Source organism: Acinetobacter sp. 778_lipA, assembly GCF_058242985.1.
In genome coordinates this window covers 15919-29537 of the sequence record NZ_JBZAYT010000005.1, presented here as the reverse complement: position 1 = coordinate 29537, position 13619 = coordinate 15919, and the positions used below count along the sequence as shown (strand labels likewise).

At 38.3% G+C, this 13619-nt stretch carries 10 protein-coding genes; 8 read left to right on the top strand and 2 right to left on the bottom strand.

Annotation, left to right across the window (positions count from 1 at the left end; translation table 11 throughout):
• From AC4CUY_RS22405 to AC4CUY_RS22375, 7 genes are all read left to right on the top strand, one after another.
• Positions 1-2955 (top strand): YadA-like family protein (locus AC4CUY_RS22405; protein ID WP_490774736.1); only part of this gene is annotated, 2955 nt, incomplete at its 5' end.
• 63 nt (positions 2956-3018) lie between these two features.
• Positions 3019-3813: a trimeric autotransporter adhesin/peptidogylcan-associated protein TpgA gene (gene tpgA, locus AC4CUY_RS22400; protein WP_336952577.1), complete on the top strand. Its 795-nt coding sequence runs from the start codon at positions 3019-3021 to the stop codon at positions 3811-3813.
• A 331-nt stretch (positions 3814-4144) separates the two neighbouring features.
• The gene (locus AC4CUY_RS22395; RefSeq protein ID WP_490774735.1) at positions 4145-4570 is read left to right on the top strand and encodes a hypothetical protein; all 426 of its coding nucleotides are present in this window, start codon (positions 4145-4147) and stop codon (positions 4568-4570) included.
• A gap of 358 nt (positions 4571-4928) precedes the next feature.
• A complete protein-coding gene (gene ilvD / locus AC4CUY_RS22390) occupies positions 4929-6758 on the top strand; it encodes a dihydroxy-acid dehydratase (RefSeq protein ID WP_419326899.1) in 1830 nt (609 codons plus the stop codon).
• 247 nt (positions 6759-7005) lie between these two features.
• Complete coding sequence (locus AC4CUY_RS22385; protein ID WP_419326900.1) at positions 7006-8346, top strand: hypothetical protein; 1341 nt, start codon at positions 7006-7008, stop codon at positions 8344-8346.
• Entirely contained in the window at positions 8339-8629 is a 291-nt protein-coding gene (locus tag AC4CUY_RS22380; RefSeq protein ID WP_016539541.1) for a chorismate mutase, read from the top strand. The genes AC4CUY_RS22385 and AC4CUY_RS22380 overlap by 8 nt, the downstream gene beginning before the upstream one ends.
• A gap of 52 nt (positions 8630-8681) precedes the next feature.
• Complete coding sequence (locus AC4CUY_RS22375; RefSeq protein WP_490774734.1) at positions 8682-9059, top strand: surface-adhesin E family protein; 378 nt, start codon at positions 8682-8684, stop codon at positions 9057-9059.
• A gap of 589 nt (positions 9060-9648) precedes the next feature.
• On the opposite strand, the gene AC4CUY_RS22370 is transcribed toward AC4CUY_RS22375, so the two are convergent.
• Positions 9649-11046, bottom strand: coding sequence for a glutamine synthetase family protein (locus tag AC4CUY_RS22370; protein ID WP_336952572.1), 1398 nt, complete (start codon positions 11044-11046; stop codon positions 9649-9651).
• Positions 11047-11254: 208 nt separating this feature from the next.
• Here AC4CUY_RS22370 and AC4CUY_RS22365 point away from each other — a divergent pair, with 208 nt between their 5' ends.
• Positions 11255-11998, top strand: coding sequence for a sulfite exporter TauE/SafE family protein (locus tag AC4CUY_RS22365; RefSeq protein ID WP_336952571.1), 744 nt, complete (start codon positions 11255-11257; stop codon positions 11996-11998).
• 460 nt (positions 11999-12458) lie between these two features.
• Here the strand turns inward: AC4CUY_RS22365 and AC4CUY_RS22360 are convergent, their stop codons facing one another.
• On the bottom strand, positions 12459-13364 hold the full coding sequence (locus AC4CUY_RS22360) for a LysR family transcriptional regulator (protein ID WP_490774737.1): 906 nt from the start codon (positions 13362-13364) through the stop codon (positions 12459-12461).
• Positions 13365-13619: the final 255 nt, after the last annotated feature.

Genomic DNA, 13619 nt, shown 5'->3' with positions numbered 1-13619 from the left:
GCAGTGAACAAAGGTCAGTTGGATAGCTTAAGTACAGGTCTTACCAATACTGGCTTTGGCTTAAAAGCAGCAGATGGCAATACGATTAACAAAAAGTTAGGCGAAGCGGTTGAAGTTGTTGGTGCAGATAGCAACATCACTACGAAGGTTGCAAATGGTCAAGTTGCGATTGAGTTAAATAAAAACCTCAATAACTTAACTGGCATTACAGTGAACGATGGAACCAATGGTACAAATGGTTCTACAGTGATCGGTAAAGATGGCATCTCGGTTAAAGATGGCTCAGGCAATACCATTGCAGGTGTAGATAACACAGCATTAACCGTTAAAGATGGTAGTGGCAACACAGAAACCAGCATTAACAAAGCGATCAATAGTCTCAATGCATCGCAAGGTGAAACTGACAAGTTTGCAGTGAAGTACGACAAGAATGCTGATGGTAGTGCAAACTATGACAGCGTGACCCTTGCAGGTAGTGCTTCAAGTAGTACTAAAGATGCAACGACAGGCAAGATCACCACAATAGGTGGTACAAGCTTAAACAATGTTGCGAGTGCTGGTGATTACACTAAAGAGGCTAATGCGAGCAAAGCTGTTAACGCAGGTGATCTGAACAATGCAGTCGTTGATGCAACCAATGCAGCGACGAGCAAAGGCTTTGCATTACAAGCAGCAGATGGCAATACGGTTAACAAAAAGTTAGGCGAAGCAGTTGAAGTAGTGGGTGCAGATAGCAACATCACTACGAAGGTTGCAAATGGTCAAGTTGCGATTGAGTTAAATAAAAACCTCAACAACTTAACTGGTATTACAGTGAACGATGGAATCAATGGTACAAATGGTTCTACAGTGATCGGTAAAGATGGCATCTCAGTTAAAGATGGTTCAGGCAATACCATTGCAGGTGTAGATAACACAGCATTAACCGTTAAAGATGGTAGTGGTAACACAGAAACCAGCATTAACAAAGCGATTAATAGTCTCAATGCATCACAAGGTGCTACAGACAATGCTGCAGTGAAATATGATGATTCATCGATTAAAGATCGTGTTACTTTAGCTGGAACAAATGGGACAGTTCTAACTAATTTAAAAGGTGGAGAAGTCAATGCAACATCGAAAGACGCTGTAAATGGAAGTCAGTTGTATGGGACTTATGCTGCAATGTTGAGTGCTCTAGGTGGAGGTTCAACTTTTAATTCTAATGGAACAGTAACAGGCCCTCTATATAATATAAACGGCCAAGACTATACAAATGTTGGTACAGCTTTAAGTGCATTAGATGCGGGTTGGATTTTAAATAGTAATGGTGCAGCTGGTGCTGCAATTAAAGCAGGTGATACTGTAGATATTGGTACTGCTAATACAGAAGCGAATCTAGCAGTTGTGAAAAATGGTAATACCATTGACTTTAGCTTAAACAAAGACCTTAAAGGTTTAACTTCAGTCCAAACTACAGATGGTGCAGGTAATACGTCATTAATGACATCTACTGGAACTAAAGTTGAAAATGCAGCAGGTGATACGAGCATTTATGGCGCAAATGGCACAGCAATTACGGGTTCAAATGGTAAAACAGTAACAGTCACATCAGATAAAGTCGATGTGGGCGGTAATACGATTAATAACGTCGGAAATGCAGTTACAAAGACAGACGCGACAAATCTTGGGCAAGTTGAGCAATTGATTGGTAATGCAACTGGAAGTGTGACTAACAAAGGTTTTGCATTAACTGCCCAAGATGGACAAACTGTTCAGAAAAAACTTGGAGAGTCTATTGATGTTGTCGGTGATGATAAAAATATTTCTACTGAAGTGAAAAATGGAAAAGTTGCAATCAAACTTGCTGATAACTTGAATGTCAATTCTCTTACTACTGGTGATACTGTTATTAATAATAGTGGTGTAGCAGTCGGATCAAATGTAGCTTTAGGCAATACTGGGCTTATTATTGCAGGTGGGCCAAGTGTAACGGTGGCAGGTATTAACGCAGGTAATAAAACAATTACCAATGTGGCAAATGCTGTTAACGCTACAGATGCAGTCAATAAAGGGCAGTTAGATAGCGCAATTGGCACTGTGAATAACAATGTCAATGAGCTTGCCAATAATGCTGTTAAATATGACGATGCATCAAAAGATAAGATCACACTCGGTGGTGGTGCAAATGGCACAACCATTAGCAATGTAAAAGATGGTGCAGTGACTCAAGGTTCTAAAGATGCTGTAAATGGTGGTCAATTATGGAATGTTCAGCAACAAGTTGATCAAAACTCAACGGATATCAGCAACATCAAAAATGATATTAATAATGGTACTGTCGGTTTAGTTCAACAAGCAGGTAAGGATGCAACTGTTACAGTCGCGAAAGATACTGGTGGTACAAGTGTGAGCGTAGCGGGTACAGATGGCAACCGTGTTGTGACAGGTGTTAAAGATGGCGCAGTCAATGCAACATCAAAAGATGCAGTCAACGGCAGCCAATTGAATACGACTAACCAAGCAGTTGTGAATTATCTTGGCGGTGGTGCTGGTTATGACAATATTACAGGTAGCTTCACTGCTCCAACTTACAACGTAGGTGACTCTAAGTATAACAATGTCGGTGGTGCAATCGATGCATTGAACCAAGCGGATCAAGCATTGAATAGCAAAATTGACAATGTCAGCAACAAGTTGGATAACGCTTTCCGTATTACCAATAACCGGATTGATGATGTTGAGAAAAAAGCCAATGCAGGTATTGCAGCAGCAATGGCACTTGAATCAGCACCTTATATAGCGGGTAAATATACTTATGCAGCTGGAGCAGCTTATCACGGTGGTGAGAATGCGGTAGGTGTGACCTTACGTAAAACTGCAGACAATGGACGTTGGTCGATTACAGGTGGTGTTGCGGCAGCATCTCAAGGTGACCCAAGTGTTCGTATCGGTATCAGTGGTGTAATTGATTAAATCACGAGACAAGGAAGATCGAACGGTCTTCCTTTTTCTTGACAACTTTTTAAGAGAGAAAAAATGAAAGCATTTAACAAAAAAATTATGTTCAGTGTATTCAGTGGTCTTGTGATGTCATTGAGTCATGCTGCTGAAATTGAAACATCAAATACCCAAGAAATTCATTTTCCTGAAGTGAAAGATAGTTATCTAAAGCAAGTGAATCGTTATGAATATGATGACGTGGCACGTTTAGATAAAGGTTTAAGCAAAGATCAGATTCGCCATGTTTTGGGAAATCCGCAATTTTCTGAAGGTCTTTTCGCTGTTAAAACTTGGAACTATGTATTGGATGTCCGAGAGCCGAGTTCAAATCAATATAAACGTTGCCAGTTACGCATAGACTTTGATAAGCACTACCGTTCAGAAAATCTATATTGGAAAGGTGAACAATGCCAAGGTCTGATGGCTTGGGGCATCAATAACCAATCCGCGACAGAACAAACGGCTCTATCCTCTACAGGTCAATCAGCCAGTGTTTTATTCTATTTTGATCATTCAGATAAAAGCGGAGTAAAAAATCCTGAAGTGATTAGCAAAATTGCCGATCAAATTAAGCAAACTGATGGGAACAGTAAGATTTTTGTTGCAGGTTATACTGACCGTTTAGGTTCATTTCCGTATAACCAACGTTTATCAGCTGCGAGAGCCAATACCGTTGTAGATTTGTTGAAACAACAGGGAATTCCTGCTGATCAAATTCAATTTTCAGCAGAAAATAAAACTGACGTGTATCAGAAATGCAATGGGATGAACAAAAAAATTCAATTGGTCGAATGTTTAGCCCCTAATCGCCGAGTAAACATCACTTGGTAAAACTGAAGGCATAATTAAATGAATTCAGTTTGAAAGAAGTTGTTTATTCTTCAAATCGGTTGAGTTTTTATTTTATGCAAACGCCCGATGAATTTCATTGGGCGTTTTAAATTATTCACAGTTATGGTTTATACAATGGTGATTTGTTTTGAAATAAATCATAAACAACCCGATGTGGTCAATTACCAAGTTGACTAATCAAGGAACATCAACAACACATTTTTTAAATAAAGTGTTTAATCAATTTTTTTTGATGAGATGCTTTAAAAAACAATTAACCTATTCACTTAACTTAGCTCTAAAACCTAATTTGAATGTATTGAGTATAAAAATGATGAAGAAGATAGTATTGGCGTTGCTTGGGTTTGGATTTGCTATGCAAACACAAGCTTTTGATAAAACTCAGGTGAATTTGGCCAAGGATTTTTGGGGAACTTGGACAGTGTATAATGCGAAGGCCCAATGTACCGAAAGCTATCAATTTACTCAGCCTGACCAATTTACCTACACCACAAAGCAAAAGCGAATGACAGGTGATTTTGCAATATTAAGAAATGAAAATGCTCAGGCTTTGGATGTTTTAGCCTTGAAAGTTAAGTTAGACAACAAAAAAGCCGGTTGTGGTGGCGAGCCTGTAGATTATAGCAATGCTGATATTCGATTAAGTTTAAAATGGGTATCTGCTAAAATAGCTGAGCTGTGTACAGACCGTGAAGGCAAACAATGTACAGGTTTATATTTGATTAAACAGAAATAATCTGTTGAAAAGTGAATTAAGAGGCTTCTTTTGAGGCCTTTTATAAAATAAAATTTAGTGATTTTTATTAAATGATAAATATTTTTTATTAAAAAATAAAAAATTATTCATAGAAGTTTTGTGTCTTATCCAACACGATAGCGTTATATTAAATTCTAATGTTTTATTTATCTATAAAGCTTGTTGGAATATCAATAGACACGTCTTGTTTAAAAAAAGATCATGCTCAAGATCATTGGTTATATGCTAAGTTATAGTATGATGTGTTCATATTTCGACTGATTTATTGTTATATCAGTTTTATTTAGCCAGAGTGAATTGATATTCATTTCAAGCTCAAACAATGTTGGAAATACAAATGCCTGACTATCGTTCAAAAACATCGACACATGGAAGAAATATGGCTGGTGCACGTGGCTTATGGCGTGCAACAGGAATGAAAGATGAAGATTTTGGTAAACCGATTATTGCGGTAGTCAACTCATTTACTCAATTTGTACCTGGTCATGTACATCTAAAAGACTTAGGTCAACTGGTTGCTGAGCAGATTCAAGCAGCGGGTGGTGTGGCAAAAGAATTCAATACGATTGCGGTCGATGATGGTATTGCAATGGGGCATGATGGCATGCTGTATTCATTGCCTTCACGTGATTTGATTGCGGATTCTGTTGAATACATGGTCAATGCGCATTGTGCAGATGCTATGGTGTGTATTTCTAACTGTGACAAAATTACACCAGGAATGCTGATGGCAGCAATGCGTCTGAACATTCCAGTGGTATTTGTGTCTGGTGGGCCAATGGAAGCGGGTAAAGTTAAAATCCGTGGTACAGAACATGCAATTGATTTAGTCGACGCAATGGTGGTTGCCGCTGATGATAGCTTTACCGATGAAGAAGTAAAGGAATATGAGCGTTCAGCTTGTCCAACTTGTGGTTCATGTTCAGGCATGTTTACAGCCAACTCAATGAACTGTTTGACAGAAGCCCTTGGTTTATCATTACCGGGCAATGGTTCAACTTTAGCAACCCATGCAAATCGAAAAAAATTATTCGAAAGAGCGGGTCAATTGATTGTTAAGTTGGCAAAACGTCATTATGAACAAGATGATTACACCATTTTACCACGTTCAATTGCGACCAAAGCATCTTATGAAAATGCAATGATTTTAGATATTGCAATGGGTGGTTCAACTAATACAGTCTTGCATTTATTAGCTGCTGCCCATGAAGCAGGTGTTGATTTTACCATGGACGATATTGATCGTTTATCTCGTAAAGTTCCTGTGTTGTGTAAAGTTGCACCGGCAAAACAAGATGTACATATGGAAGACGTACATCGTGCTGGCGGTATCATGTCGATTCTAGGTGAATTAGATCGAGCAGGTTTATTGGATACAACGGTGCATACCGTACATGAAAATACCTTGAAAGATGCCTTAGATAAATGGGACATTATTCGTACAGAGGATCCTGAGGTTTACGAGTTCTTCCGCTCAGCGCCAGGTGGTGTTCCAACTCAAACAGCATTTTCACAAAACCGTTATTATCAAACTTTAGATGGTAACCGTGAAAAAGGCGTGATCCGTAATGCTGAACATGCATTCTCTAAAGACGGTGGCTTAGCTGTACTGTACGGAAACATTGCTGTGGATGGTTGTATTGTAAAAACTGCGGGTGTAGATGATTCGATCCTGAAATTTAATGGTACGGCTCGTGTCTTTGAAAGCCAAGATGCTGCTGTAGATTCAATCCTTGGTCATGAAATCAAAGCTGGTGATGTCGTGGTGATTCGTTATGAAGGTCCACGTGGTGGTCCGGGCATGCAAGAAATGCTTTACCCGACCAGCTATCTAAAATCGAAAGGTTTAGGTAAAGAATGTGCTTTACTTACGGATGGTCGTTTCTCTGGCGGTTCTTCAGGTCTTTCAATTGGCCACGTATCCCCAGAAGCTGCTGAAGGTGGTGTCATTGGATTAGTTGAAGATGGTGATTTGATCGAAATTGATATTCCAAATCGAACGATTAACCTTGCTGTTGATGAAGTAACCTTGGCAGCACGACGTAAAGCTCAAGACGAAAAAGGTTGGCATCCAGCTGAAGAACGTCCACGTAAGGTCTCAAAAGCGTTAAAAGCGTATGCTATGCACACCACTAGTGCATCGAAAGGTGCGGTGCGTGAAATCTAAGCTTTAAAATTAGATTCCAAACAAAATAAAAGCACTCATTGATTGGGTGCTTTTTATTGAATTGATCTAACAATTTAAATTTTATCGAGTTTTGGGATATTGATCATTCAGATTCAAATTGTTATAAGTTTTGTTATGACTGGTTAGAATTAATTTTATCAGCATCACCTGTGAATGAATGGTATGCTTGAGTGAGTTTCAATCAGATTTTCTTTTATTTTTCAGTGCTTATTTCGAGGCTCTACGCATGTCACTGTTACGCCGTTGGTTTGATCCAATCCGATCGAGTTGGTTTTACCAAAAGCCGATTCGTCAAGAGGTGTTATCTACGGAACAGGGACTGAGTATTTATCTGCGTTTAGATGATGTTTATAGCTATCTTGCTGTACAGCAACTCCCCCAATTGGAAGATCTTTTAAGTGATGATTTGAAGCCACTTAAAGTCATTATTTCCAATACCGCAGCAGAACCCCCCAATGGCATGACCATAGAAGAATGGCGCAATTATAGTTTAGAAGATGCCAAAATCTTAGCCAATCAACATCGCTTTAGTTATGATGATGAAAAACCAGAACAACCGACTCAAGAAGCATTACAACAAGCGGAAACAATTCTTAGAAATACACCGTTGACTGGTCAAAATTTCCTTTATTTACTCGAAGATGTATTTCATATGCTGTGGCAGCAGCAGTATGGCAAATTACGCACTTTATTTGTGATGGCGAGTCAGCATCAAAAACCTCAGAATTTTCCAGAACGTATTTTTGGTCAAAGCCCAATTTTAGAAAGCTATTTTGAGTTTGGTGGGCGTAAATATCATGCAGTAGATGATTTATTACGGTTAACTCGTCGTTTAAAACAACAAAAATTATTGATTGATAATCCTATTTTTCTCATCAATCACATTGAATGGCGTGAGCATTTGATGAGTGATGCGGAAGAGCTTGCTGAAATTCAGGCCATGCATCCTGAACTTGATTTATATATTGCCTTAGAAGATCCGATCAGTTGGTTATTATTGGCATATATCAAAGAAGAACTCGCAAATTATTATAATATTCAACTGAATTTATTTCCGCTGAGTTATCACGGTCGGGACTTTTTTGATTGGAGTTTGGCGACCCGTCTTTCCAAGCGTTCAGAAGTAAAATTTACCCCGTTCTGTCGTCCGACCGCAGACAGCACCTTAAATATGGCAAAGATTTATTACAGCGTACCAGAAGAACAACGTGTAGATGTGATGTATGACATTTTACAAGCAGTTTGGACCAAAGGTCGTGATTTATCATTCAAGCCGCATTTACAGCAAATGCAACATGATTTAGGAATTGAAAACCTAACAGATACTGACGTGGAAGCTTTATTAACAGCCAATGATCAGCAATGTGCAGAGAAACATCAGCCTGATTTTCCTGTTTTAGAATTGCGTATTGAAGGAAAGCGTTACGTTTTTAATAGCCTATATCGGGTTTGGATGATTGAAAGTATTTTTAGTAATGTGTTAGAACAGAAGTATAAAGCCGAGAATGAGTTTGAACGCGCTCAACATAATATAGAAGCACAGGATGCAGAAAAAACAGATGATTAAAAAAGAGAAATGTGAATCATTAGAACAAGTACGTGATCGAATCGATCAGTTGGATCAGGAGCTGATTGAACTGATTGCAACCCGTCAATTTTATGTTGATCAAGCTGTCCGATTTAAACGTAATGTAGATGACGTACAGTCTCCAGAGCGTGTACAACAAGTGATTAATAAAGTACGTCAGAAAGCCATAGATGTTGGAACTAACCCTGATTTGGTGGAAATGCTCTATCGGGAAATGATCCAACATTTTATCCAAAGAGAATTAAAAGAAATTCGTCCATAACGGTGATGTAATTTCAATTTTGCCCATAAAAATATTTATTTTAGAGAACAGTATGAAAAAAATTATTCTAATCTGCATCACAACAATGTTGAGTCAGTATGCACTTGCAGAAAATTGGAAATTTATTGTCAAAGATGCCGATGGTAGCTTTTATTTAGATACCGATCGCATTGTAAAAAAAGACAATACGGTAAATTATTGGGCTAAGTTTGTTGCTGATGCAGACAGTGAAGAACTTGATATGAAAAAAGGTGACTATACACTTTCTCATAATTTAGACCAATGTGCTGATCGTACGACAAATATTACACTGGTTGAAGATTATAAAAAAAATGGTCAATTGATAAATAGCGATCCGCAAGTCTCAGATCCAAGTGATATCGATGATGATGAAATTAATCTGGAATTTTTTAAAGCCGTGTGTAAATAACTTCTAAATTCTTATGTATTTCAATATCTAAAGTACAATTAGCTTTAACGCACTTCAGTCTAAGCTACTTAAAATCCCTTTTATATAAAAGGGATTTTTTTATTGATCATTGTTAATTTATGGTCATCATACTATAGCCAAACCACTTAATTATTCATATAAATCATTTGCATCAAGTCATTGATCATAAATGAGCTTATGTTCTTGTATCAACTCTTAGAAACTATTGGTTAGCAATTTGTTTTTTGTACTTTTGAATCATAAATGATTACCCGATCGTGGGGCGACATGGATGTCGCCATTGGATGGAGGTACAGGACGTACCTCTCATCCAACATGAGTAAAAATAAAGCACGGCTTTGTTTGTAGTACAAGGTTTGGTATCCCCTACAAAAAGTTAGGCATCACCTACACAAACTTTCCAAGCAAAATGTGGCAATGAACAATCTTTTATAATCAAACAATTTATTTCTCCATTTGGTTGATTTAATTAAAGATATTTATTGAGAGAAATTATATTCTTGTGTATGCGTTTTTTTACAAGTTGACTATATTTTGATTTGGGCATTATCATTTTTGAATTAGTCTTTTATATGCCCCATTCCAATTCTGTATTTGTGATTTTATTGATGACAGATTGATATTCAAATTTTTTACATGCACACCATAATTGCATAAAATCTGAACCAAAATATTGCTTAAAAACCTTATTTTTTTCAAATAATTGTAGTGCTTCAAGCTGATGAGAAGGTAAGAAATGCTGTGAGTTGATCACTTTTACTGGTTGGATTGATTGAGGTAAATCCATTGCTGCATGTAACCCATGCAGTACACCCGTCAGAATAGTTGCAACACACAAATAAGGGTTGACGTCTGCACCCGCAACACGATATTCCAAGCGTTGATTGTCCTGATCTGAACAGGGGATGCGAATGGCAACGTTACGATTATTGAAGCCCCAATTGGCTTCGAGTGGAACATGATTGCCAAGCTGGAATCTGCGGAATGCGTTAATATTGGGTGCTAAAATAGCCATGGATGCGGGCATTAAGTCGAGTAAACCCGCGATCACTTTGTGCATGATCGGGTTTGGGTTTTTCAACTGGTCTATTTTAAAAAGATTGTCTTGCCATTGGTTACGCATGCTCATATGAAAGTGCATGCCACTGCCTGCTTTTGCCATATTTGGTTTCGCCATAAAACTGGCTTTTAAACCATGTTGCATCGCAATTTGACGAATCATTCTTTTAATACTCATGATGTCATCACACAGTTTTAAAATGTTGTCACTGTGCTGAATATTCAATTCAAATTGTCCAGAAGCACTTTCAGCTACAACACCTGTTAAATCAATATCTTGTCGTTTTGCTTCTAATTCAATTTGTTGAATGACAGTTTGAAAATTATGCGGGGTATCGACATCGAAACATTGGGTAGAAAGCGGATCCGATTGGGGAGAAAATGGGGCATCTTGGACATTTTCAGACAAATAAAATTCGATTTCACCTGCCATCATTGGAAAATAGTGCATTTGATGCAGTGTCGATAAAATTCTTTTTAATATATTGCGAGGCTCGATCACACAATCTGAACCATCATCGGATTTCATGGTTAATAGCAGCTGGGCGTGCTGATTGGGTTGATCTGCGCAAGGCTTTAGACTGCCCAAGACGGGCATACATAAGCGATCGGGTTCACCAATATATTTCCCAAGCCCACTTTCTTCAACCACTTGACCATCCAAACTCATCGCATAAATAGACAACGGAAAGTAACAGCCTTTCTGCAATTGATGGAGGGCATTTACTTCAATACGCTTACCACGTAGATGACCATTGAGGTCATGCAAGCAGATATCAATAAACTGGGTCTCTGGATAATGTTCTAAATATTGTTGGATTTCTTTGTCAAAATCATACATGCCCTGATTTTCTAAGATCAGTGCTGTGGGGAATATTTTTGTAGAATTGGCAAGTGACATATTCATTGTGAATAGATCCAAATAGGGTAAAAAAATTATAGAAAGCTTGCTTACTCGAGTAACGTAAAATGATCGTAAATTCTTTTCTTAGACGCTTAGCCAAAATACTCAACATCAAGCCTCAATCATTGCTTGAGGCTATATCCTAAAAACAGTGATATTTCAAAGCAAAGCTTTGGCGTAGCATTGCCTCAGAATATTGAGGTAAAACGACATGATGGGATTTGTAATTGGTGTATTTGCAATTGCAGGCATGATTAAAGGCACAATTGGTCTCGGCTTACCTGCCGTTTCAATGGGGCTTTTAAGCCTTGTGATTAGTCCATTTCAAGCCGCAACTTTATTGATCATTCCATCTATGGTGACCAATTTTTGGCAATTGTTTGCTGAAGGCCATGTATGGCGGTTGGTTCGCCGTTTTTATCCCTTATTATTGGGGATTATTATCGGTTCAATTTGGAGTATTTTCCCAACTTTAGGCCACTCTAGTAGCGGTTTTCATAGTGAAGCATTACTGGGGGGAATGCTGGCATTGTATGGACTTTATGGTTTATTTTCCAAACGTATGCCAAATCTTGCACCACATGAAAAATGGCTTTCCCCAATCATTGGATATTTAGGCGGTGCTTTAACTGTTGCCACGGGAGTGGTGGTGATTCCTGTGGTCCCTTATTTACAATCTTTGCAGTTAAAGCGTGATGATTTGGTTCAGTCTTTAGGTTTAGCTTTTACCGTTTCAACCCTGTGCCTTGCTGTTTTCTTACATCAAAACCCTGTTGAAGATACGCCAATTGATTATCAGTTATCTCTTATTGCCTTGGTACCCGCATTAATGGGAATGTGGGTGGGAACAAAAATCCGTTACCGTATTCCAGAGCAAAAATTTCGTAAAGTTTTCTTCTGTGGCTTGGTGATTTTTGGCTTATATTCAGTATTGCATCAATTTGGCGTGATCTAATTCGTGGACTTAAATGGTCGTTTAATGGCTCTGTCTGCAAAGGTGAAGCTATGACCATATTGGGTACACTGAAAAAATTAAAGTAGATGATAATGATTCCGTTAATTTTAAAAATGAATATCAGCGTGGTGCTTAAGTCTTTAACGTGAGTTTGACTTAAAGATATCTTTAATATATCGAAAAACAATGATCTTGACGGAGTCTTACTGAACTGTCATTCAATTTCAGGATCAGCCTGCGGCTCGCCCTACTTTTGTTTCGACATGTGGAGCTAAGCTCCGCAAGGGTACCATCTTGCGTAGCCACATCGCTGCTCACCGCAAAACTCGTCAACCACCAGCAATGTATTCAATGAATCGCAGAAACAATACTTTATGTATGAGATCCTGCCTCAGACAGTTACGGATGACGTTTCCGAGTATCATATTTCATCAAGAATTTTATATCGAATTCAGATTATTTAAACTAAAATCAGTTTCGATTTTTGTGAAATTAAAAATTGGGCAAAGTGTTGATATGCTGTTGGAAGCTCATCAAAGTTTTGAGCAGCCAATTGTAGTTGGCGTTTTGCCCATTCACCGACCAGCTCAATTTGATCAAATGCATAGAGTTGATTGAGTCGCATTGCTGCCCGTTTGGGCATAATGGCAATGCCGACACCACTTGCAACCACTTGAGCGATCGCAGCAAAATTTGGCAATCTTAAGCGATACTGAATTGCACAATTGAACAATTTGGCTTGGTTTTCAATCGATTGCTGTAAAGAGTGATATTGCATTAAACCCACAAAAGCATAGTTCAGTGTATCGACCAGTCTGAGTTCTGATCGCTCGCTTAATTCATGATTTGATGGACAAATCAGCACTAACGGATCATCTGAAAAGGCTAAAGTCTGTAATTGATGTGCATTAAAAAAGCTCGAAATTAAGCCGAGTTTTGCATTGCCTTTTTCAAGGGTCTGAATAATTTCATTACTTTCTGCTTCCTGTAGATCAATCTGAATATGTGGGTTTTCAACTAAATACTGAGGAAGTAATAAGGGCAAATATTCACTTTGTGCAGATGAATTACACCACAAAGTCATCTGTGTGCTTAGACCTTTTGCGAAGGGTGACATCGCTTGTTCAAGCTGTTTACTTTGTTGTATTAGACGTAAAGCCTGTTCTGCAAAAGTTTGACCTGCAATTGTGAGTTTGACCCCAGAGGCATGGCGGGTAAAAAGGCTTGTGGCATATTGTTGTTCGAGTTTTTTAATACGTTCACTGGCTGCCTGTAGTGAAATCGACGAGCGTTCTGCGCCTTTGGTGAGGCTTCCTGTGTCCACGATATTGATAAACAGTTGCAAATCGAAGAAGTCTAGGCGCATGCGAATCATAAAGAGCTGAAATGAGATCAAAGTATAGCTGAATAATCATACAAATATGCGATATCGTGTAGATTGTTTCAGCGGTAAGTAGGACGAGATTTAAATTGAAACTATGAATGAAGGCTTGATCACGACGATATCGTACGATAGTCACAGGATATTTTAAGCGATTGTATTGGAAAATATATGGGCTTGAAACAAAAGTAACTTGATTGATATTGATCATATGCCTGACTTGCTCAATTTGAGTCTACA

Excerpts from the sequence above, each read along its gene's own strand:
- tpgA (WP_336952577.1), top strand. The coding sequence starts at position 3,019 with ATGAAAGCATTTAACAAAAAAATTATGTTCAGTGTATTCAGTGGTCTT.
- AC4CUY_RS22395 (WP_490774735.1), top strand. The coding sequence starts at position 4,145 with ATGATGAAGAAGATAGTATTGGCGTTGCTTGGGTTTGGATTTGCTATG.
- ilvD (WP_419326899.1), top strand. The coding sequence starts at position 4,929 with ATGCCTGACTATCGTTCAAAAACATCGACACATGGAAGAAATATGGCT.
- AC4CUY_RS22385 (WP_419326900.1), top strand. The coding sequence starts at position 7,006 with ATGTCACTGTTACGCCGTTGGTTTGATCCAATCCGATCGAGTTGGTTT.
- AC4CUY_RS22380 (WP_016539541.1), top strand. The coding sequence starts at position 8,339 with ATGATTAAAAAAGAGAAATGTGAATCATTAGAACAAGTACGTGATCGA.
- AC4CUY_RS22375 (WP_490774734.1), top strand. The coding sequence starts at position 8,682 with ATGAAAAAAATTATTCTAATCTGCATCACAACAATGTTGAGTCAGTAT.
- AC4CUY_RS22370 (WP_336952572.1), bottom strand. The coding sequence starts at position 11,046 with ATGAATATGTCACTTGCCAATTCTACAAAAATATTCCCCACAGCACTG.
- AC4CUY_RS22365 (WP_336952571.1), top strand. The coding sequence starts at position 11,255 with ATGATGGGATTTGTAATTGGTGTATTTGCAATTGCAGGCATGATTAAA.
- AC4CUY_RS22360 (WP_490774737.1), bottom strand. The coding sequence starts at position 13,364 with ATGCGCCTAGACTTCTTCGATTTGCAACTGTTTATCAATATCGTGGAC.